The sequence below is a fragment of the Streptomyces sp. NPDC058231 genome (assembly GCF_042882275.1).
In the GTDB taxonomy this organism is placed as follows: domain Bacteria; phylum Actinomycetota; class Actinomycetes; order Streptomycetales; family Streptomycetaceae; genus Streptomyces.
Genome location: NZ_JBHVWN010000026.1, coordinates 40,553 through 61,619 on the forward strand (window position 1 = coordinate 40,553; position 21,067 = coordinate 61,619).

20 protein-coding genes are annotated in these 21,067 nt (G+C 71.5%); 13 read left to right on the forward strand and 7 right to left on the reverse strand.

What is annotated here, in order from left to right; all coding sequences use genetic code 11:
- Nucleotides 1-5 precede the first annotated feature (5 nt).
- Together ACFVXE_RS19180 and ACFVXE_RS19185 are read right to left on the reverse strand one after the other, a co-directional pair.
- Entirely contained in the window at nucleotides 6-761 is a 756-nt protein-coding gene (locus tag ACFVXE_RS19180; protein WP_389672411.1) for an anti-sigma factor domain-containing protein, read from the reverse strand.
- Entirely contained in the window at nucleotides 758-1,342 is a 585-nt protein-coding gene (locus ACFVXE_RS19185) for a sigma-70 family RNA polymerase sigma factor (RefSeq protein ID WP_389672412.1), read from the reverse strand. Before ACFVXE_RS19185 ends, ACFVXE_RS19180 begins: the two co-directional genes overlap by 4 nt.
- Before the next feature lie 173 nt (nucleotides 1,343-1,515).
- Here ACFVXE_RS19185 and ACFVXE_RS19190 point away from each other — a divergent pair, with 173 nt between their 5' ends.
- From ACFVXE_RS19190 to ACFVXE_RS19200, 3 genes are all read left to right on the forward strand, one after another.
- On the forward strand, nucleotides 1,516-2,196 hold the full coding sequence (locus ACFVXE_RS19190; protein WP_389672485.1) for a PadR family transcriptional regulator: 681 nt from the start codon (nucleotides 1,516-1,518) through the stop codon (nucleotides 2,194-2,196).
- Between the two features lie 238 nt (nucleotides 2,197-2,434).
- Nucleotides 2,435-3,448, forward strand: coding sequence for an ABC transporter ATP-binding protein (locus tag ACFVXE_RS19195; RefSeq protein WP_389672414.1), 1,014 nt, complete (start codon nucleotides 2,435-2,437; stop codon nucleotides 3,446-3,448).
- A complete protein-coding gene (locus ACFVXE_RS19200) occupies nucleotides 3,445-4,224 on the forward strand; it encodes an ABC transporter permease (protein ID WP_389672416.1) in 780 nt (259 codons plus the stop codon). The genes ACFVXE_RS19195 and ACFVXE_RS19200 overlap by 4 nt, the downstream gene beginning before the upstream one ends.
- Before the next feature lie 189 nt (nucleotides 4,225-4,413).
- On the opposite strand, the gene ACFVXE_RS19205 is transcribed toward ACFVXE_RS19200, so the two are convergent.
- Nucleotides 4,414-5,256, reverse strand: coding sequence for a siderophore-interacting protein (locus ACFVXE_RS19205; protein ID WP_389672418.1), 843 nt, complete (start codon nucleotides 5,254-5,256; stop codon nucleotides 4,414-4,416).
- 46 nt (nucleotides 5,257-5,302) lie between these two features.
- Nucleotides 5,303-6,211: a 5'-3' exonuclease H3TH domain-containing protein gene (locus tag ACFVXE_RS19210; RefSeq protein ID WP_389672486.1), complete on the reverse strand. Its 909-nt coding sequence runs from the start codon at nucleotides 6,209-6,211 to the stop codon at nucleotides 5,303-5,305.
- Nucleotides 6,212-6,529: 318 nt separating this feature from the next.
- On the opposite strand from ACFVXE_RS19210, the gene ACFVXE_RS19215 reads away from it, so the two are divergent.
- From ACFVXE_RS19215 to ACFVXE_RS19230, 4 genes are all read left to right on the forward strand, one after another.
- Complete coding sequence (locus tag ACFVXE_RS19215; RefSeq protein ID WP_389672419.1) at nucleotides 6,530-7,597, forward strand: glycine betaine/L-proline ABC transporter ATP-binding protein; 1,068 nt, start codon at nucleotides 6,530-6,532, stop codon at nucleotides 7,595-7,597.
- Nucleotides 7,590-10,217, forward strand: coding sequence for an ABC transporter permease/substrate binding protein (locus tag ACFVXE_RS19220; protein WP_389672420.1), 2,628 nt, complete (start codon nucleotides 7,590-7,592; stop codon nucleotides 10,215-10,217). Before ACFVXE_RS19215 ends, ACFVXE_RS19220 begins: the two co-directional genes overlap by 8 nt.
- 148 nt (nucleotides 10,218-10,365) lie before the next feature.
- Nucleotides 10,366-10,917 carry a helix-turn-helix domain-containing protein gene (locus ACFVXE_RS19225; RefSeq protein WP_389672422.1) on the forward strand — a complete coding sequence of 184 codons (552 nt, stop codon included), beginning with the start codon at nucleotides 10,366-10,368 and terminating at the stop codon, nucleotides 10,915-10,917.
- Nucleotides 10,918-10,930: 13 nt separating this feature from the next.
- Complete coding sequence (locus ACFVXE_RS19230; RefSeq protein WP_389672488.1) at nucleotides 10,931-11,644, forward strand: helical backbone metal receptor; 714 nt, start codon at nucleotides 10,931-10,933, stop codon at nucleotides 11,642-11,644.
- Here the strand turns inward: ACFVXE_RS19230 and ACFVXE_RS19235 are convergent.
- On the reverse strand, nucleotides 11,583-12,752 hold the full coding sequence (locus tag ACFVXE_RS19235) for a TDT family transporter (RefSeq protein WP_389672424.1): 1,170 nt from the start codon (nucleotides 12,750-12,752) through the stop codon (nucleotides 11,583-11,585). The genes ACFVXE_RS19230 and ACFVXE_RS19235 overlap by 62 nt on opposite strands.
- Nucleotides 12,753-12,822: 70 nt before the next feature.
- Between ACFVXE_RS19235 and ACFVXE_RS19240 the strand changes: the two genes are divergently transcribed.
- Both ACFVXE_RS19240 and ACFVXE_RS19245 read left to right on the forward strand, forming a co-directional pair.
- Nucleotides 12,823-13,746 (forward strand): LysR family transcriptional regulator, encoded by a 924-nt coding sequence (locus ACFVXE_RS19240; RefSeq protein WP_389672426.1) that lies wholly within the window; start codon nucleotides 12,823-12,825, stop codon nucleotides 13,744-13,746.
- A 127-nt stretch (nucleotides 13,747-13,873) separates the two neighbouring features.
- On the forward strand, nucleotides 13,874-14,845 hold the full coding sequence (locus tag ACFVXE_RS19245; RefSeq protein WP_389672428.1) for an aminoglycoside phosphotransferase family protein: 972 nt from the start codon (nucleotides 13,874-13,876) through the stop codon (nucleotides 14,843-14,845).
- 15 nt (nucleotides 14,846-14,860) lie between these two features.
- Here ACFVXE_RS19245 and ACFVXE_RS19250 read toward each other — a convergent pair whose 3' ends face one another.
- Both ACFVXE_RS19250 and ACFVXE_RS19255 read right to left on the reverse strand, forming a co-directional pair.
- Nucleotides 14,861-15,556 (reverse strand): gamma-glutamyl-gamma-aminobutyrate hydrolase family protein, encoded by a 696-nt coding sequence (locus ACFVXE_RS19250; RefSeq protein WP_389672429.1) that lies wholly within the window; start codon nucleotides 15,554-15,556, stop codon nucleotides 14,861-14,863.
- A gap of 166 nt (nucleotides 15,557-15,722) precedes the next feature.
- Nucleotides 15,723-16,451: a FadR/GntR family transcriptional regulator gene (locus ACFVXE_RS19255; RefSeq protein ID WP_389672431.1), complete on the reverse strand. Its 729-nt coding sequence runs from the start codon at nucleotides 16,449-16,451 to the stop codon at nucleotides 15,723-15,725.
- A 76-nt stretch (nucleotides 16,452-16,527) separates the two neighbouring features.
- Here ACFVXE_RS19255 and ACFVXE_RS19260 point away from each other — a divergent pair, with 76 nt between their 5' ends.
- The 4 genes from ACFVXE_RS19260 to ACFVXE_RS19275 all read left to right on the forward strand — a co-directional run bounded on the left by ACFVXE_RS19260 (nucleotide 16,528) and on the right by ACFVXE_RS19275 (nucleotide 21,060).
- Nucleotides 16,528-17,889 (forward strand): glutamine synthetase family protein, encoded by a 1,362-nt coding sequence (locus ACFVXE_RS19260; RefSeq protein WP_389672433.1) that lies wholly within the window; start codon nucleotides 16,528-16,530, stop codon nucleotides 17,887-17,889.
- An 8-nt stretch (nucleotides 17,890-17,897) separates the two neighbouring features.
- Nucleotides 17,898-19,277, forward strand: coding sequence for an aldehyde dehydrogenase family protein (locus ACFVXE_RS19265; protein WP_389672435.1), 1,380 nt, complete (start codon nucleotides 17,898-17,900; stop codon nucleotides 19,275-19,277).
- 6 nt (nucleotides 19,278-19,283) lie between these two features.
- Complete coding sequence (locus ACFVXE_RS19270) at nucleotides 19,284-20,072, forward strand: 3-oxoacyl-ACP reductase (protein WP_389672437.1); 789 nt, start codon at nucleotides 19,284-19,286, stop codon at nucleotides 20,070-20,072.
- Nucleotides 20,073-20,154: 82 nt separating this feature from the next.
- Nucleotides 20,155-21,060 carry a DUF2510 domain-containing protein gene (locus ACFVXE_RS19275; RefSeq protein WP_389672438.1) on the forward strand — a complete coding sequence of 302 codons (906 nt, stop codon included), beginning with the start codon at nucleotides 20,155-20,157 and terminating at the stop codon, nucleotides 21,058-21,060.
- The last annotated feature ends 7 nt before the right edge of the window (nucleotides 21,061-21,067 follow it).

Below are 21,067 nucleotides of genomic sequence, written 5' to 3' on the forward strand. Positions count from 1 at the left end.
GCTCCTCACGCGGTCGGGAACGTAAGCAGGGCCAGCGGCGCGGAGGTCGGCTGCGCGGAGCCGCCGGCCGGCTCGACGGTGATCCCCATCCCCGACGCCCCGTCGACGGGCCCGTCCAGCAGGACGGTGCTGTCCGTCGCGGCCCGGTTCATCAGTCCCGCGGAGCGCATGGAACCGTCGTCGTCGAACCACAGCTGGTACACCTTGCCGCTGGGCGGCGGCTGCATCCCCGAAGCCACGAACACGGCCCGGTTGCGGCTCTGTGAGACTACGACCGTGCCCTTCGCCCCGCCCGTCAGCACGCTCGACCTCGCCTTCGCGTCGGGCGCCGAGAGGACCTGGGCCAGTTGCTCGCTCTGCCGCTCGGCCCGGTCGGCCTGCTGCCGGGCGTCCTGCGCGACCTGGTGCTGCCACACCGCGACACCGCCGAACCCGGCCGCGGCGGCCAGACACGCGGCGAGCGCCAGCTTCGACCACCGGCCGGTCCGTCCCGCGGCGGCTCCGGAGCGGGTCGGCCGGCCGTTCGACGGAGCCACCTGCCGTACGGTCGTGATCTCGCGGAGCACCCGGTCGCGCAGCTCGCGCGACGGGGACACGGACACCGCGAGCCCGAGCCGGGTGGCGGTCTCGGACAGCTCCCGTACCTCCAGCGCGCAGGCTTCGCAGTCGCCGAGATGGCGTTCGAACTCGGTGCGCTCCGTGTCCGGCAGCGCGTACAGGGCGTATGCCCCGGTCAGCGTATGCAGTTCGGCATTGCTCATGCGTTCACCCCGAGGCAGTCGCGCAGCCGGATGAGCCCGTCGCGCAGTCGTGTCTTGATCGTGCCGAGCGGTACGGAGAGCAGTTCCGCCACCTCGCGGTAGGTCAGCCCACGGTAGTAGGCGAGCGTGACGGACTGCCGTTGCAGCTCGGAGAGGGCGCGCATGCAGCGGCGCACCTGCTCGCGCTCCAGCCGGCTCTCGACCTGCTCGGTGACCTCGTCGAACTCGGGTGTCCGGTCCAGCAGCGCCGCCCGGTGCTCACGGGCCGACGTGGCCTCGGCGGAGCGGACCCGGTCGACCGCACGGTGATGGGCCAGCGTCAGTACCCAGTTCATGGCGCTCCCGCGGGACGACTGGAAACGCGGGGCGGTCCGCCACACCTCGACCAGTACCTCCTGCGCCACTTCCTCCGACTGCGCGGGGTCGCGCAGCACGCTCCGCACGAGGCCCAGGACAGGTCCGCAGACGGCGTCGTACACCTTGGCGAACGCGTCGTGGTCACCTCGGGCCACCAGCCCCAGGAGCTCCGGAAGATCGGGCCCCGCCGACGGCGCTCCGCTGATGTGCACGGCTTCTTTCACGCGGGCTTCCTCCCAGATGCTCATCGGTCTCGTGGGGTGATTCGGAGCCGAGTGCGGTGCGGATTGGTCACTGTCCGGAATCCTTCCACGCCCCCGCGAATTCGCGATACATCGTGGTTGACGCGTAAGAGTGCTCGCGATATGTTCGTACACGAGTATTCGATGACGAAGTGATGAACCCGAGGGCGGTGGGAGTGGTGGCCAAGCGACGCAAGCTCAGCAACCCGCTGGCACTGACGGTGATGGTGCTGCTCGCCGAGCGGTCCATGCACCCGTACGAGATCGCCCAGACACTTCGCCGGCGCGGCAAGGAACACAGCGTCAAGATCAATTTCGGTTCGCTCTACACCGTCGTCCAGAACCTGGAGAAGCACGGGTACGTCGAAGTGACCGGTGTGCAGCGTCAGGGCAACCGCCCCGAGCGCACGCTCTACGGCATCACCGGGGCCGGGCGTCACGAGATGGTCGACTGGCTCTCCGACCTGCTCGCCGTGCCGGTCGCCGAGTACCCCGTGTTCGAAACGGCCCTCTCGCTGCTGCCCGTGCTGCCGCCCGAGGAAGTGGCGGAGCTGATGGAGACCCGGGAGGCGGCGCTGGCGGTCCAGTCCGCGGCGCTCCGGGGTGTCCTCGGCCAGCTCGGCGAACAGCTGCCCCGGATCTTCGTGGTGGAGACCGAGTACCAGCTCCACATGCTCGACGCGCAACTGGAGTGGATCAGGAACTTCCGCGCCGAGATCGACAACGCCACCATCAGCGGCATCGAGGAGTGGAAGTCGTTCCACGAGACCGGTGAAGTCCCGCAGGACTGGCAGGACCTGGACGAACAGGAGATCGTTCTCGACCCCGAGCGCTGAGGCGCGGCGCGGCCGGTCCCCGCGGAAGCGGTCCCGGAGACGCGGTGCCCCAGAAGAGGAAAAGACCCCGGCGGGAGCTGTTGGAGCAGCGCCTGCCAGGGTCTCGAACCCCGGACCGGCCATGCCGTGAGGGCGAGCCAGGCGATCGAGGTGCGGCACACCCAGGATAGCCCGGCTCTTCTCACGCGGACCGGCTCGGCACACCCGAGCAACCCGCCGACCACAGGAGAGCTCCGTCATGAGCACCCGTGCGCCCGCAGTAGAGGCGCGACAACTGATCAAGACCTATCCCGGCGACGTGACCGCGCTGAACGGCATGGACCTCACTGTCGACGCCGGCACCGTCTTCGGGCTCCTCGGCCCCAACGGAGCCGGCAAGTCCACCACCGTCAAGATCCTCACCACCCTCGCCCGCCCCGACTCCGGCACCGCGAGCGTCGCAGGGCACGACGTCCTGCGCCACCCCGACCGGGTCCGCCGCGCGATCGGCGTGGTGGCCCAGAAGTCCGGCGCCGACCCCGTCGCCACCGGCCGCGAGAACCTGCTGCTGCAGGGCAGGCTGTACGGCATGCGGGGCGCCGAGGTCCAGCGCCGCGCCGACGAGCTGCTGGCCCGCTTCGACCTCACCGACGCCGGGAAGCGTCAGGTCAAGGGGTACTCCGGCGGTATGCAGCGCCGCCTGGACGTGGCGCTCGGCCTGGTCCACCGGCCCGAGGTGCTCTTCCTCGACGAGCCCACCACCGGACTCGATCCCGAGGCCCGCACGGCCATGTGGGACGAGATTGCCCGGCTCGCCGGTGAAGAGGGTCTGACGATCGTGCTGACCACGCACTATCTGGAGGAGGCCGACCGGCTCGCCGAACGCATCGCGATCGTCGACCGCGGCCGGATCGTCGTCGAGGGCACCCCCGACGAACTCAAGGGTGAACTGAGGGGCGACGCCGTCCACATGGAGCTGCGCGCCGACGGCGACCGCACGGCGGTCACCGCCGCGCTCACCGTGGTGCCCGGGGTGTACGAGGTCATGGCCGACGGCCGCCGGGTGAGCGTACGGGCCGAGGACGGCGCCGCCGCCGTCCCCGTACTTCTCGCCGCCCTGGAGCGAGCGGGTGCCACGGTCGCCGCCGCCACCGTCGCCCGCCCCTCGCTCGACGACGTCTATCTGCGCTACGCCGGACGCCGTTTCTCCGAGGCCGAGTCCGCCGACGCCCAGCAGTCACCCTCCACGACCGTCGCAGGAGCCACCCGATGAGCAGTCAGGCCTTCGCCGACACCTGGTACATGACGCAGCGTCAGCTGATGGCGATCATCAGGCAGCCGATCTTCCTGGTGATCTCCCTGGTCCAGCCGGTGATCTGGCTGTTCCTCTTCGGCAACCTCTTCAAGAAGGTCGTCGAGCTCGGTGGCTTCGGCACCACGTCCTATCTCGACTACCTGATCCCCGGCATCGTCGTGATGAGCGCCCTCGGCTCGAGCATGTGGGCCGGGATGGGGACCCTGGAGGAGATCGAGCGCGGCACGCTCAACCGCTTCCTGACCACCCCGGTCAGCAGGAACGCGCTGATGAACGCCAATGTGGTGCAGAACGGCATCAGTACCGCCGTGCAGTCGGTGATCATCGTGCTGCTCGGCTGGGCCGCCGGTGCCGCCTACCCGGGCGGCGCGAGCGGTCTGCTGGTCCTCGTCGTCGCCTCGATCCTGCTCGGCACGGTCTTCGGTGCGCTCTCCAACGCCCTGGGGATGCTGGTCCGCGAGCGTGAGTCGATCATCGGGATCAACACGTTCCTGCTGCTGCCGCTGACCTTCCTCTCGTCGTCGTTCATGGCGCCGAGTCAGATGCCGTCCTGGATGCGGCACATCGCCGACTTCAACCCGGTCAACTGGGCGATGGTGGCGGGCCGTTCGGCGCTGACCGCCGACCCCGACCGGTGGCTGGTGCTCAGCCGCGGGGGAGCGCTGCTCGTCCTCGCGGTGGCGGCGGTCTGGCTGTCCACCCGCACCTTCCACGCGTACCAGAAGTCCGTCTGACGGACGTGCGGCCGACGGCTCCGGCCGGCGGCGCAGCAGCGCGGGAGCGGCCGTGACACGGAACCGGTCCGGGACCCGTCCCGGGCCGGTTCCCCGGCTTTCGGGGGCACGAGGACGCCCCGGTCGCCGTCCGGGCGGACGGGTGGCCGGGGCGTGGGTGCCGGGAGGGAGGTTCCGGGCGCCGCGGTGTTACGCGGCGTTCTCCTGCTCCCGCTCCACCTGCTCGTTCCACGCGCGCTTCACCGAGCGCCACGCGTCGTCGTTCTGCCCGAGGCGCCAGTAGCCGGAGATCGACAGCTGCGCCGGCGGGATCTTCCGGTCGAGCCGCAGGTGGCGGCGGATCTCCTTCACGAAACCCGCCTCGCCGTGCACGAACGCCTGCACCTCTCCCGCCGGGAAGTCCAGCGACGTCACCGCCGCGGTCAGGGCCTCGCCGACCGGGCGGTCGCCGCGGTGCAGCCAGGTCAGTTCGACACCGTCGCAGGTCGCGATCTTCTGTTCCTCGGAGGCGTCGGCCACCTCGATGAACGCATGGGCCACCGCGCCCGCGGGCATCTGCTCCAGCGCCGCCGCGATCGCCGGCAGGGCGCTCTCGTCGCCGGCCAGCAGATGCCAGTCCGCCGACGCCTCCGGCCCGTAACCACCGCCGGGGCCCAGGAACGTCACCGGGTCACCGGCGGCCGCCCGCAGTGCCCACGGGCCCGCCAGGCCCTCGTCGCCGTGGACCACGAAGTCGATCGCCAGCTCGCGGGCGACCGGGTCCCAGGAGCGCACCGTGTAGGTGCGGGTGGTGGGCCACAGCTCGCGCGGGTACTCCTCGCGGATGCGGGCGATATCGAAGGGGTGCGTGTAGTCGGCGCCCTCGGGGGCGAAGCAGAGCTTGACGTAGTGATCGGTGAACCCGGACAGCTCGAAGCCGGCAAGGCCGTCACCGCCGAGGACCACGCGCACCATGTGCGGCGTGATGCGCTCGGTGCGCAGGACCTCTGCACCCTGCGCCCTGGGTGCCTGGCGTGCCGGTCGTTCTGCCACGGAGTTCTCCCTGCTATGAAGGCTTAGGCTTGCCTAACCTAGCACTTCAGCTGCGGAGTGTGGAGAGCAGCCGCTGCAGGGCGCCGCCCAGTCCCCACCGCGCGGCCAGTGCTTCGAGGGCGACGGGATCGCGCGGTTCGGTGGGCAGCGCCGGGTCGAACGGGGGCAGCGGTACGTCGCCGGCGACCCGGACCACCGTCGGCGCGACGGCCACGTAGTCCCGCGCCCCGTCGAGGCGCTTGCGCTGCGAAGGCGTCAGTCCAGCCGTCGGATCGTCCACCGCGGCCATGATCCCGGCGAGGTCGCCGAAGGCGTCCAGCAGTTTCGCCGCCGTCTTCTCGCCGATGCCCGGGACCCCCGGCAGTCCGTCGCTCGGGTCGCCGCGCAGCAGTGCCAGATCGGCGTACCCGGAGCCGTCGACCCCGTACTTCTCCCGCAGCCACGCCTCGTCCGTCAGCTGCAGCGAGCCGACGCCCTTCAGCGGGTAGAGGACCCGGACCCCGCGGACGTCGTCGACCAGCTGGTAGAGGTCCCGGTCGCCGGTGACGATGTCCACCGGGCCGGTGGCGAGGCCGGTGAGCGTGCCGATGACGTCGTCCGCCTCGTACTCCGGGACGCCGACCCGGGCGATGCCCAGCGCGTCGAGCACCTCCTCGATCACCGGGACCTGCGGGGCCAGCGTGTCGGGCGTCGCCTCCTCGTCGGGCAGCCCCTCGGCGGTCTCCACCGCCACCCGGTGCGCCTTGTACGAGGGGATCAGTTCGACCCGCCAGTGCGGCCGCCAGTCCGCGTCCATGCAGGCGACCAGGTCGTCCGGCCGGTGGTCCTGGACGAGCCGCCCGATGAAGTCGAGGAGACCGCGCACGGCGTTGACCGGGGTGCCGTCCGGCGCGCGCACCGAATCGGGGACTCCGAAGTAGGCGCGGTAGTAGAGGGAAGCGGTGTCGAGGAGCATCAGGCGTCGCGTCACACCCCGATGATGCCGCACCCCACCGACACCGGCCGCCGCGGCGCCTGCCGACGACGGCCCGTCGTCCGGGGTGAGCTGGCTCACTGTCGTGTTTGGTCCGTGTAAGCGAGGGCAGGCGCGCAGCCGGAGCGGATCACGTTGCTGTTTCAACCGATGCACGTGTCATGCGGACCGAATCCGCACTGCTCCACGGTCTGCCGGAGGGGGTGGCAGACCGTTCTCGGTTCAACGCGTGAGGTGTATGTGTCAAGGCTGCAAGCCGACCACCTGTACAAGGTGTTCGGCAGACGACCCGATCAAGCCGTGCAGAAGCTCGAAAGCGGCTCCGACCGCGACGAGCTGCGCGCCGACGGAACTACCGCAGCGGTGATCGATGCCTCGTTCACCGTCGAACCGGGCCAGATATTCGTCGTGATGGGTCTCTCCGGATCCGGTAAGTCCACGCTGCTGCGGATGCTCAACGGTCTGTCCGACCCCACCGCCGGACGCGTGCTGTTCGACGGGCAGGACCTGACCGCCCTGAGCCCCCGCGAACTCCGTGCCGTCCGCTCCTCGAAGATCAGCATGGTCTTCCAGCACTTCGCTCTCTTCCCGCACCGCAGCGTGCTGGAGAACGCCGCGTACGGCCTCGAGGTGCAGGGTGTGCCGCGTGCCGAGCGTGAGAAGCGCGCCGCCGAGGCACTGGAGCTGACCGGGCTGGCCGGCTGGGAGAAGTCCTGGCCCGACGAGCTGTCCGGCGGTATGCAGCAGCGGGTCGGCCTGGCCCGTGCCCTCGCCACCGACGCGGACCTGCTGCTGATGGACGAGTCGTTCAGCGCGCTCGACCCCCTGATCCGCCGCGACATGCAGGACCAGCTGCTGGAACTGCAGAAGCGGCTGAAGAAGACCATCGTCTTCATCACCCACGACCTCAACGAGGCCATGCGCCTCGGCGACCGGATCGCCGTGATGAGGGACGGCAGGATCGTCCAGCTCGGCACCGCCGAGGACATCCTCGTCACCCCCGCCAACGACTACGTCGCGTCCTTCACCCAGGACGTCGACCGCTCCCGGGTCCTGACCGCGGGCGCCATCATGGCCGAGCCGCACACCGTCATGGGCAACGAGGACGACGACGGCAGGGAGCTCCGCACCCCCGAGGACGTCCTCAGGTCCGCGCCGGCCACGGTCTCCGAGTCCACGCCGATCATCGAACTGTTCACCCCCTGCTCGCGCAGCGGCGTCGCGGTCGCCGTGACCGACGCCGCGGGCGAGCTCGTCGGGGTCGTGCCGCGGTCCCGGCTGCTCGCCGTCCTCGGCGAGCCGATGCCCCCCGCAGAGCTCCCGCAGACCACCACGACCGCGGTGAAGAAGGTGGCCGCCGATGTTTAGGCTCCCGCTCGGCACCTGGGTCGACAGCGCGGTCGACTGGCTCCAGACCCACCTGGTCTGGCTGTTCGACGCGATCAGCTCCGTCGTCAACGGCATGTTCGACGGCATCGCCGCCGTGCTCTCCGCCCCCGCCCCGCTGCTCTTCGCGGGCATCGTCGCCGTCATCGCCTGGTGGCTGCGCGGTCTCCTCGCGGGCGTCCTCGCCTTCGTGGGCTTCGCGCTCATCGACTCCATCGAGTTGTGGGACGAAGCGATGGACACGCTCACGCTGGTGCTCGTCGCCACCATCGTGACGCTGGTCCTCGCCGTACCGCTCGGCATCTGGGCAGCGCGTTCCAAGACCGTCTCCGCGGTGACCAGGCCGGTCCTCGACTTCATGCAGACCATGCCCGCCATGGTCTACCTGATCCCCGGCGTCATCTTCTTCGGCGTCGGTGTCGTGCCCGGCATCATCGCCACGATCATCTTCGCGCTGCCCCCCGGCGTCCGGATGACCGAGCTCGGCATCCGGCAGGTGGACGGCGAGCTCGTCGAGGCCGCCGAGGCCTTCGGCACCACCTCGCGCAACACCCTGCTGCGGGTACAGCTGCCGCTCGCCCTGCCCACGATCATGGCGGGCATCAACCAGGTGATCATGCTCGGCCTGTCGATGGTGGTCATCGCCGGCATGGTCGGCGGCGGCGGCCTCGGTGGCTCCGTCTACCGCGCCATCGGCAACGTCGACGTCGGCCTCGGTTTCGAGGCGGGCGTCTCCATCGTGATCCTCGCGATGTATCTGGACCGGATGACCGGCGCGCTCGGCCGCGAGGTCTCCCCGCTGGCCCGCCGCGCCCTCGCGAAGGCCCAGGCGGCGGCCGGCGGACTGAAGATGTGGAACTACCGTCCGCAGCCCGTCGTCGCGGTCGTCGGCGTCGTCGTCCTCGCGCTCGTCGCCGGGGGCATGGGCGTCTTCGGCTCCTCCAAGGCGGACACCGGTGCCGCCACCGGCGCCTCGGACGTCGGCAAGGGTCAGAAGATCAGCATGGGTTACATCCCGTGGGACGAGGGCATCGCCTCCACCTTCCTGTGGAAGGAGCTGCTGGAGCAGCGGGGCTTCGAGGTCGACGCCAAGCAGTACGAGGCCGGCGCGCTCTACACCGGCATGGCCAACGGCCAGATCGACTTCGAGACCGACTCCTGGCTCCCGGTCACGCACGCCACGTACTGGAAGAAGTACAAGGACCACCTGGACGACATGGGCTCCTGGTACGGCCCCACCTCCCTCGAGCTGGCCGTCCCCTCGTACGTGAAGGGCGTCGACTCGCTCGACGACCTCAAGGGCAAGGCGTCCGAATTCAACGGCCGCGTCGTCGGCATCGAGCCGAGCGCCGGCGAGATGGGCCTCCTCAAGGACAAGGTCCTGCCGGGGTACGGGCTCGACAAGGAGTACAAGGTCGTCGACGGTTCGACGCCCTCGATGCTCGCCGAGCTGAAGCGCGCGTACGCCAAGAAGGAACCGATCGTCGTCCCGCTCTGGTCGCCGCACTGGGCCTACAACCAGTACGACCTGACCAAGCTCAAGGACCCCAAGAACATCTGGGGCAAGGGTGACGGCATCCACACCCTGACCCGCAAGGGCTTCTCGGGCGACAACCCGCAGGTCGGCAGTTGGCTCAAGAACTTCAAGATGACCGAGGACCAGCTCACCGGCCTCGAGGCGAAGATCCAGACGACCGGCAAGGGCAAGGAGCAGGAGGCCGTCCGCGCCTGGCTGAAGGAGAACCCCGGCGTCGCGGCCAAGTGGACCCCGGTCGCCAAGGCGGCGAAGGGCGCTGGCGGCAAGGACGAGCGTGACCGCACCGTCCAGATGGCCTGGTTCCCGTGGGAGGAGGACATCGCCGCCACGTACCTGTGGAAGGCCGTCCTGGAGGACCGCGGCTACAAGATCGACCTGAAGCAGTTCGAGGTCGGTCCGATGTACACCGCGATGTCCCGCGGCCAGCTCGACGTGCAGTTCGACGGCTGGCTGCCGTACACCCAGAAGAACTACTGGAAGCAGTACGGCTCCCGCCTCACCGACCTCGGGTCGTGGTACGGCCCGACCTCGCTGGAGGTCGCCGTCCCCTCGTACGTCAAGGGCGTCAAGACCTACAAGGACCTCAAGGGGCGCGGGGACGAGTTCAAGAACCGCATCGTCGGCATCGAGCCCGGCACCGCCACCATGGCCAACCTGAAGAACAAGGTGCTGCCCACCTACGGGCTCGACAAGGAGTACAAGGTCGTCGACAGTTCGACGCCCTCGATGCTCGCCGAGCTGAAGCGCGCGTACGCCAAGAAGGAACCGATCGCGGTCCTGCTCTGGACGCCGCACTGGGCGTACAGCGAGTACAAGCTCACCAAGCTGACGGACCCCGAGAAGGCCTTCGGCAACGGTGACACCATTCGTACGATCGCGAACAAGGACTTCCCGAAGAACTACCCGCAGCTCACCAAGTGGTTCAAGGACTTCAAGCTCAGCGAGCAGCAGCTGGCGGGCCTGGAGAACGAGATCAAGAAGCGCGGCACGGGACACGAGGAAGAAGCCGTGAAGGCCTGGATGGACAAGAACCCGGGCATCGCGGACAAGATGGCCCCCCAGTAGGGTCTGAACCACTGCGAAGGGGTGGCACCGCCGACCGGCGGGGCCACCCCTTCCGGCTTTCCGGCATCCACTTACCGGCCGTCCTTGCCCAACCGTGTGCGTAAGGTGCTGGCAGCCGGAAGGATGACGAGTCGGGAGGGAGCCGGACATGGACGACAAGGACACGCCCCGCGTGGGTGCCGCGGTCCGCCGACGACGCAGATCCCTGGGGCTCACACTGGCCGCGGTCGCCGGCCGCAGCGGCCTGTCCGTGCCGTTCCTCAGCCAGATCGAGAACGAGCGGGCCCGCCCCAGCGCCCGGTCGCTCGACCGGGTGGCCGAAGCGCTGGAGACCACCACGGCGCGGCTGCGGGCCGCCGCGGACTCGGCGCGCAGCGTCGACGTGGTGCGTGCGGGTGAGGGGGGAGGCGACGGGGTACGCAGGGTCGTGCGCGGACGGCATCAACTCAGTGCGCTGGAGTTCACCGGCGAACCGGACCTGGGGCGGGAGTTCCAGCACCGCAACGACGAGGTGATGTACGTCGCGGACGGCGCGGCCGAGGTGGAGGCGGAGGGGCAGGCCTACCGGCTGGAGCGCGGCGACACGCTGTTCCTGTCGGGCGGCGTCCGGCACCGCTGGCGGGCCACCGTGCCCGGGACCCGGCTGCTGTTCGTCGCGGTCGCCGAGCACATCGACGCCACGAACGACCCGAGGCGCTGAGCCGCCGGTGGCCGTGGAACGTGTCGTCTCGCTCGTCCCGTCGCTCACCGAGGCCGTCGCCGCCACCGCGCCCGGCCTGCTCGTCGGCGTCACCGACTGGTGCTCCCATCCGGCAGGTCTGGCCGCCACCCGCATCGGCGGCACCAAGAATCCCGACACTGCCGCGGTCCTCGCGCTCCGCCCCGACCTCGTCCTCGCCAACGAGGAGGAGAACCGCGCACCCGACCTCGCCGTGCTCCACGAGGCCGGGATCGAGGTCCTGGTCACCGGGATCCGCACCCTCGACCAGGCCTTCGCCGAGCTGCACCGGGTGCTGGTGACCGGTTGCGGGCTGGCCCGGCCCCGCTGGCTCGACGAGGCCGAGGCCGCCTGGGCGGCGCTCCCGCCGCCCAGGCGGGAACCCCGCCGGGCGATCGTGCCGATCTGGCGCAGGCCGTGGATGGTGCTCGGGCGCGACACCTTCGCCGGTGATCTACTGGCCCGGCTCGGCATCCGGAACGTGTACGCGGACCACGCCGACCGCTACCCGCGCATCCCGCTCGACGAGCTGAACGCGGCGGGCGCAGACCTGGTCGTGCTGCCCGACGAGCCGTACCGCTTCACCGCGGCCGACGGGCCGGAGGCGTTCCCCGGGCTGCCGGCCGCGCTCGTCGACGGGCGGTATCTCACGTGGTACGGACCGTCCCTGGCCGCGGCGCCCGCGGCGCTGCGAGCAGCGCTCCGCTGAACACGCCGCGCAACGTCCGCAGCCCGGCCACCGCCCAGGCCGTCACCAGCAGCGCGTACAGCGCGACGGCCAGCCAGGTGAACGCGGTGAGCCCCGTGTGCCGGGCCAGTCCCGCGGCGCCTGTGACACAGGTGCCGACCGGGAAGGTGAACCCCCACCAGGTCATGCCGAACGTCATGCCGCCGCGTGCGGCCCGCACCACCATCAGGGCGGCCAGCACGAGCCACAGCAGCGCGAAGCCCATCACCGGCACCCCGTACAGCACGGCGAACGCTCCGAACGCGGAGGCGTAGGGCGCCCCGATCGCGCCCGGCGCCACATCGGCGAGCTGATTGACCGCCGTCGTCGACTGTCCCAGCGGACCGAGGACCAGGAACAGCGTCGGGGTCAGGGCGAGTGGCAGCGGGCCCCGGTGGACCAGCCGCGAGAAGATCAGCGGCAGCATCACCAGGGTCGCCAGCAGGCTCAGCCCGAACATCGCGTAGCAGGCGAGGAGCAGGGCCTCACGCCACTGACCGGCGGGCAGCTCCGGCACCAGCAGCGGCCCGAGCGCGGCGGAGACCATCGGCGCCACCACCGGCAGCAGCCAGACCGGCGACGCGGTTCCGGGCTCCGGGCGGTGGCGTACGACCATCAGGTAGGGGATCGCGACCGCGGCGGCCAGCCCGGTCAGGGTGCCCGCGGTGAACAGCACCACGTCCACCGAGAGCGCCGCCCGGTGCCCGAGGACATCACGTCCCACCACCATCGTGGAACCGCCGACGGCGAGCAGAGCCATCGGCAGGCACCCGTAGAACGGGGCGACGGCCGGGTCGAGGAGGTGCGCGCGGGCCTGGTCGCGGTGGGCGGCCCAGTGCCCGGCCCGCGCGGCGAGGACCACGACGAGCAGTACCGCCGCGAGCGCCCACACCGCCGTGCACGCGGCCCGCAGCCCGGGAAGGTGAACGGGCAGCGCGGCGCCCGCGGAGGCGACCACGGCGGTACCCATGACCGTCGCGTACCAGTTGGGTCCGATGAACCGCAGAGCGGGGAATCGCGGCCGGAGGAGTCGCGGCGCGGCGGGGCCCGGGGCGCCGGTCAGCGCGCGGGTCTGCGGAAGGATGGCCATGCCATGATTTTTGTCGTAGGGCGGTTGCCCCACCAGGGAGCCCGTCTCTATGAGGTCATAAGCTGACTTTATGTCCAGCGATGTGCCTGCCCTCCTGTCCCACCGGGTCCCCGACCTGGGAGCGCTGGAGCTGCTGCTCGCCGTAGCCCGGCACGGCAGCCTGGGACGGGCGGCACGGGACGTCGGCATCACCCAGCCCGCCGCCAGCAGCCGCATCCGGTCGATGGAGCGACTGCTGGGCGTCGCCCTCCTCGACCGGTCGCCGCGCGGCTCCCGGCTCACCGACGCGGGCGCGCTCGTCACCGACTGGGCACGCCGGATCGTCGAGGCCGCCGAGGCGTTCGACGCGGGCGCCCAGGCCCTGCGCGACCGGCGGGACTCCCGGCTGCGCGTCGCCGCCTCCATGACCATCGCCGAATACCTGCTGCCGGGCTGGCTGATCGCGCTGCGCGCCGGCCGGCCGGACACCGCGGTCACCCTGCTCGCGGGCAACTCGGCGGCGGTCGCGCAACGTCTGCTCTCCGGCGAGGCCGACCTCGGGTTCGTGGAGGGGCTGTCCATCCCGGAAGGCCTCGACGGCACGGTCATCGCGCACGACCGCCTCGTCGTCGTGGTCGCCCCGGCCCACGCGTGGGCCGGCCGCCGAACCCCGCTGACCCCGCAGGAACTGGCCGCGACACCGCTGATCCTGCGTGAGCGCGGCTCCGGCACCAGGCAGGTCCTGGACGCCGCGCTCGCCGTGCACGGCGGCCTGGCCCAGCCACTGCTCGAACTCTCCTCGACCACGGCCGTGAAGGGCGCGGCGGAGAGCGGCGCGGGGCCCTGCGTCCTGAGCGAACTGGCGCTGGGGGAGGAGCTGTCCTCGCGACGGCTGGTGAAGATCCCGGTGGCCGGGGTGCGGCTGCGGCGGCAGCTGCGGGCCGTGTGGCCCTCGGGACACCGGCCCACGGGCCCGGCGCGCGATCTGCTGGGGCTGACCGGGAGCGACGCGTAGGGCGGGTGCCGCCGGGCGGCGTCCGGCGGCCGTATCCGCAGGCGGGCCGGCGCGTCCCGCGCGCAGGACCGCACGACGCGGCGATATCCGGTTGGCTCGGCCCCGCCCCCGCGACCAGGATGCGCATATGAATGTGACCGCACCTCCCGCAACCGGCGTCCGGCACCACTGGGCCGACCTCCCGGCCTCCGTACGCGGCGCCGTCGAGGACATCCTCGGCGCGCGCGTCCTGCGCGCGCAGAGCCAGAGCGGGGGATTCTCACCGGGAGTCGCCGCCCGGCTCGGCCTCGCCGACGGCCGGCGTGCCTTCGTCAAGGTGGTCAGCGCCGAGGTGAACCCGGGCAGCCCCGACCTGCACCGCGCCGAGGCCCGCAACACCGCCGCTCTTCCACCCGGCGCCCCCGTGCCCCGGCTGCTGGGCTCGTACGACGACGGAACCAGGGTCGCGCTCGTGCTCCAGGACATCGACGGCCGCCACCCCCGCATCCCCTGGGTCCCCGCGGAACTGGACCGGGTTCTCGCGGCGGTGGGCGAGCTGAACCGGACCCTGACCCCGGCCCCGATCGAGGTGCCGGCGGTCGCCGACCACGAGGCCGAGGCGTTCAGCGGCTGGCGCACCCTGCTCGCCGACCGCGACACCGAAGGGCTGCTGCCGGAGCGGCTCGACCCGTGGGCGGCGCGCCGGCTCGACGTACTCGCGGAGCTGGAGTCCGGATGGGCCGGGCCCGCCACCGGCGACAGCCTCGCCCACGGGGACCTGCGGGCCGACAACATCCTGCTCACCGACGAGCGGGTGGTCTTCGTCGACTGGCCGCACGCGCTACGGGCCGCGCCCTGGTTCGATCTGCTGACGATGCTGCCGTGCGTGGCCGCCCAGGGCGGTCCCGATCCGGACACCGTGTTCACCACCCACCCGCTGGGGCGCGCCGCCGACCCGGACGGGGTGAACGCCGTACTCGCCGCGCTCACCGGCTACTTCGTCGCGCACTCACTGAGGCCGGACCCGCCGGGGCTGCCCACCGTCCGGGCGTTCCAGGCGGCGCAGGGGGCGGCGGCGCTCGCATGGCTGCGCGGCAGGCTCGGCGGGCGCGCGCGGTGACGTCCGCGGCCTGCGTCAGCCGTGCGCCGACGCCGCCACCAGGGCCCGCATCACTCGCGTGTCGTCCCCCATCTCCGGATGCCACTGCACCCCCAGCACCCATGATCCGCCCGGCAGTTCAACCGCTTCCACCGTGCCGTCCGCCGCGTGGGCGGACGCCACCAGCGGCGCGGCGAGCACGTCCACGGCCTGGTGGTGGTAGGAGGGCACGGAGGACTTCTCGGGCACGATCGACGCGTAGAGCGTCCCGGGTACCGGGGTCACCGGATGCTCACCGAAGACGCCGGGCGCGGAGAGCGCGTTGGTGTGCCCGTCCAGGTGCTGTGCGAGGGTGCCGCCGAGCGCCACGTTGAGCAGCTGCATGCCACGGCAGATGCCGAGCACCGGTGTGCCGGACTCCAGGGCGGCACGGAGCAGCCCCAGTTCCCACGCGTCGCGTTCCCGGGCCGGCGGACCGGTCCTGGCGTCGCGCTCCGCGCCGTACCGCACGGGCTCGACATCGGCGCCGCCCGCGATGACGAGACCGTCCAGACGGGCGACGGCGTCCGCCGCGCGCGCCGGATCGTCGGGTGACAGCAGGGCGGCCAGGCCGCCAGAGCGCTGGACCAGCCGGGGGTAGGCGGACGGGAGCAGGGCGGCGGGCAGTTCCCAGACACCCCAGCGGGCGGCGGGCTCCAGATAGGTGGTGACACCGATGAGCGGTACGGACATGGCGGGGCCCTCCGGTCGGCCGCCCGCGGGCGGACCCGGTCCAACGCTGCCGGGAAACGGTGCTGAGAAGCGGTGCGGGGAATCGTGTGGGGAAAGGGCGTGGAAAGCGGTGCGGGAATGGTGCCGTGACATACCTTTGCGTGCCGGTGGGCGGCCGCGCAAGCCGTCAGGCCAGGAACCCGCGCAGCAGTGCCGCCGTGCCCGCGCAGTGCTCGCGCATCGCCGCACGCGACGCTTCGGGATCCCCGTCGAGCACCGCCTCGACGAGCGCGGTGTGCTGGTGCTGCGAGTGCTCCAGGTTCCGTACGAGCAGCGGTATGCAGTCCAGCAGGTCGTTGACCGTGGCCCGGACGGCCGCGTACTGCGCGGCCAGTGAGGGGGATCCGGACAGTTCCGCCAGCGCCAGATGGAGAAGGGTGTCACGCCTGCGGTAGTCGGGCAGAGGTGCTTCGTGTGTCGCAGCCAGAGCCGTACGCAGCCGTTCCGCACCCTCGTCCGTCAGGCCGTGCGTGGCGCACAGTCCGGCCGCCCCGGTCTCCAGCACCTCACGGAGCCGCAGGACGTCCTCGAGGTCGACGGCTGCCAGCCGGCGGCGCAGCTCGGCCTCGCCGGGACTGTCGGTGCGGGTGAGCACGAACGTACCGCCGTACCGGCCGCGCCGGCTCTCGACCAGCCCCTGCTCCTGGAGCACCTTCAGGACGTCGCGCAGGGTCACGCGGCTGATTCCGAGCAGCTCGGCCAGTTCCCGCTCGGCGGGCAGTCGCCCGCCGTCCGGCACCAGGCCGAGCCTGACCACCTGGAGGATCTGTTCGAGCGCCTCCTCGAACCCGTTGCCCGCCCGCACGGGCCGCAGCGACGGCCGCAGCCGATCGACGGATCCGCTTTCCTTCGCCACGTCCCGTCTTCCCTTCCCAACAATGGTTCTCACCCATACCTTAAGACCGACCGGCTGACCGAAGGAGGATCTTCCCGTGGCAGACCGAACACCCCCGCTCGCGGTCGAGGAGCTGCGGCTCCTCGTCGGAAGCGGCGAGATCGACACCGTCGTCCTGGCCTTTCCGGACATGCAGGGACGACTGCAGGGCAAACGGTTCGCCGCCGCCTTCTTCCTCGACGAGGTCCTGGAGCACGGCACCGAGGGCTGTAACTACCTGCTCGCCGTCGACACCGAGATGAACACCGTCGACGGCTTCGCGATGTCCTCCTGGGAGGGCGGATACGGCGACTTCGCGATGCACGCCGATCCGGCGACCCTGCGCCGGGTGCCCTGGAACGAAGGCACCGCGATGGTCATCGCCGACCTCGCCTGGGACGACGGCTCGCCCGTCGCCGCCGCCCCCCGCCAGGTCCTCCGCCGCCAGCTGCAGCGGCTCGCCGGGCACGGCCTCACCGCCCACGTCGGCACCGAGCTCGAATTCATCGTGTTCCAGGACACCTACGAACAGGCCTGGGACCGCGACTACCGCGATCTGACCCCGGCCAACCGGTACAACGTCGACTACTCGGTCCTCGGCACCGGCCGCGTAGAGCCGCTGCTGCGCCGCATCCGTAACGAGATGGCGGCCGCGGGGCTGACCGTCGAGTCCGCCAAGGGCGAGTGCAACCCCGGGCAGCACGAGATCGTCTTCCGCTACGACGAGGCCCTGGTCACCTGCGACCAGCACGCCGTCTACAAGACCGGCGCCAAGGAGATCGCCGCCCAGGAAGGTGTCGCGCTCACCTTCATGGCCAAGTTCAACGAGCGCGAGGGCAACTCCTGCCACATCCACCTCTCGCTCCAGGACGCCGACGGGCGCAACGTCATGGCGGGCGAGGAAGGCGGCATGTCCCCGCTGATGCGGCACTTCCTCGCCGGACAGCTCGCCGCCCTGCGCGAGTTCTCCCTCCTCTACGCCCCCAACATCAACTCGTACAAACGCTTCCGGCCCGGCTCCTTCGCCCCGACCGCGGTCGCCTGGGGACACGACAACCGCACCTGCTCCCTCCGAGTCGTCGGCCACGGCCGCGCGATGCGGTTCGAGAACCGGCTGCCCGGCGGCGACGTCAACCCCCACCTCGCCGTCGCCGGGCTCGTCGCCGCCGGTCTCCACGGCATCGAGCAGAAGCTCGAACTCCCTGAACCGTGCACGGGAAACGCCTACACCGCCGGGTACGACCACGTCCCCACCACGCTCCGTGAAGCGGCCGGTCTCTGGGAGCACAGCGAGGTGGCGAAGGCGGCCTTCGGCGAGGAGGTCGTCGCGCACTACCTCAACATGGCGCGCGTCGAACTCGATGCCTTCGACACCGCGGTGACCGACTGGGAGATCCGCCGCTCCTTCGAACGGCTGTGAGGCAGGACATGACCGAGACCGACGAGCCCACCGAGCACCGGGTGCTCAACCCGGCGACCGAAGAAGTCGTGGCGACCGTCCCGTCCACCGGCGCCGCCGAGGTCGGCACGGCCGTCGCCCGGGGGGCCGCCGCGCAGCGCACCTGGGCCGCGGCGGCCCCCGCGGACCGCGCCCGGCTGCTGCGCCGCTTCGCCGTCGTGGTCGACGAACACCGCGACGAACTGGCCGGGCTGGAGGTCCGCGAGGCCGGCCACACGCTCGCCAACGCCCGCTGGGAGGCGGGCAACGTCCGCGACCTGCTCGACTTCTCCGCCGGGGGAGTCGAGCGGCTGAGCGGCCGGCAGATCCCGGTACCGGGCGGCATCGACCTCACCCTGCTCGAACCCCTCGGCGTCGTCGGTGTGATCGCCCCGTGGAACTTCCCCATGCCGATCGCCGCCTGGGGCGCCGCCCCGGCCCTCGCCGCGGGCAACGCCGTCATCCTCAAGCCTGCCGAGACCACCCCGCTCACCGCGCTGCGGCTCGCACAGCTGGCACGGGAAGCGGGCCTCCCTGAACATCTCTTCCAGGTGCTGCCCGGCGCGGGCGACGTGACGGGCAACGCCCTCGTCGAGCATCCCGGCGTCGCCAAGATCGTCTTTACCGGCTCCACCCGCGTCGGCAGACAGATCATGGCGACCTGCGCCGAGCGTGTGAAGCGGCTGACCCTCGAACTCGGCGGCAAGAGCCCCAACATCGTGTTCGCCGACGCCGACATCGAGGCGGCAGCGGCCGCCGCGCCCATGGCGTTCCTCGACAACGCCGGCCAGGACTGCTGCGCCCGTACCCGCATCCTCGTGCAGCGCTCCGTCCACGACCGCTTCCTCGAACTCCTCGCCCCGGCCGTCGAGTCGGTCGCCGTCGGCGACCCTTCCGACGAGAAGACCCTGATGGGCCCGCTGATCTCACGGGTCCAGCTGGAGCGCGTACGCGGATACGTCCCCGAGGGGGCGGTCGCGATCCGGGGCAGCGCCCCCGAGGGACCCGGCTTCTGGTTCCCGCCCACGGTGCTCACCGATGTCGACCCGCGCTCCCCGGTGGCGACCGAGGAGGTCTTCGGACCGGTCGCGGTCGTCCTGCCCTTCGAGGACGAGGAGGACGCCGTACGGCTCGCGAACGCCACCGACTACGGCCTCGCCGGCTCCGTATGGACCCGGGACGTCGGCCGGGCACTGCGCGTCTCCCGGGCGGTCCGGGCCGGGAACCTGTCCGTCAACTCCCACTCCAGCGTCCGCTACTGGACCCCCTTCGGCGGCTACAAGCAGTCCGGTCTGGGCCGGGAACTGGGGCCCGACGCCCTGACCGCCTTCACCGAAACCAAGAACGTCTTCATCAGTACGGAGGCCTGAACCGGCATGACCACGGACACCGGGAACATCTGCCGCCGCCTGGCCGGCCGCACCGCCGTCATCACCGGCGCCGGCAGCGGCATCGGCCTGGCCACCGCCCGCCGACTGGCGTCCGAGGGCGCCCACGTCGTCTGCGCGGACATCGACGAGAACGCGGGCAAGGCCGCGGCCGACGAGGTGGGCGGTCTCTTCGTACGCACCGACGTCACCGACCCCGAACAGGTCGAGGCGCTCTTCAAGGCCGCCCACGACACCTACGGCTCCGTCGACATCGCCTTCAACAACGCGGGCATCTCGCCCCCCGACGACGACTCCATCCTCACCACCGGGCTGGAGGCATGGAAGCGCGTCCAGGACGTCAACCTCACCTCCGTCTACCTCTGCTGCAAGGCCGCACTGCCGTACATGCGGCGGCAGGGCCGCGGCTCGATCATCAACACGGCGTCCTTCGTGGCCGTCATGGGGGCGGCCACCAGCCAGATCTCCTACACCGCCTCCAAGGGCGGTGTCCTCGCCATGTCGCGCGAGCTCGGTGTGCAGTTCGCCCGCGAGGGCATCCGGGTCAACGCGCTCTGCCCCGGACCGGTCAACACCCCGCTGCTCCAGGAGCTGTTCGCCAAGGACCCGGAGCGCGCGGCCCGCAGGCTGGTGCACATCCCGGTCGGCCGGTTCGCCGAGGCGACGGAAATCGCCGCCGCCGTCGCGTTCCTCGCCAGCGACGACTCGTCGTTCGTCAACGCCACCGACTTCCTCGTCGACGGCGGCATCTCCGGCGCGTACGTCACACCGGTCTGACCGCCGCCGTCGCCGGATCAGGGGGCCGGGCGAACACCCCGGCCCCGTAACCCCGTTGGAGGCCGCAGCCTAGAGTGGAGGGATGAGCGACGCGACACCGCCCGGCTGGTACCCGGACACCGCCGCACCGGGCGCCGACCGGTGGTGGGACGGCACGGCATGGACCGCTCACACCCGCCCGGCCGCGGCCGTGCCCCAGCCGTCGCCCCCGACCGCGCGGACGACCGGCGGCGCGAGCGGCGGCGGTGCCCGCGTCGCCGTGATCGCGCTGGCCGGGCTGCTCGTCGTCGGCGCGGCCGTCACCGGGGCCGTCCTGCTGGGCAGGGACGACAGCGGTACGGAGCCGGGGTCCGCACCCGGCGTGACGGCGACGGCCGTCACCACGACCCCCACCGCCCCCGGCGACAGCCCGTCCCCGGACCCCGGGCTGCTCGTCGATCAGCTCAACGGCATCACGCTGCCGATCCCCGACGGCTGGGAGAAGCCGCAGACCACCGTCGAGCGGGTGCTGACCATGCGCACCGCCGGGTCCTACCCCTGCCCGGGCGACTCCTCCGACTTCTGCTATCACGCCACGGTGACCAGCCGCACCGCGAGCGGGACGGAAAGCACCTCACCGGAGGCCCTCGCCAGGAAGGACATCACCACCGCCGCTCGCCTGGCGTACGGCGAGAACGTCGTGGGCGACCGGATCCACGGCGGCATCGTCGCCCACGAGCAGCTCCGCGCCGCATCGGTGAGCGTGGCGGGCCGCACGGGCTACGAGGTGCGCTGGCGGGTCACCACGGGCAAGGGGCCCGGCGGCTACGTGCAGTCGCTCGTCTTCCCCTCGTCGGCCGGCGGCGAGGCACCGGTCATCGTGCGCTACGCCTTCGACGCCGGCCCTGACGGACCGCAGCCCGCCCTGATGGACACCATCACCCGGGCCATCCGGCCGATCGGCGACAGCGCGACGAGCGGGGGCGTCGGCAGCTCCGTGGTCCCCTGACCCCGGC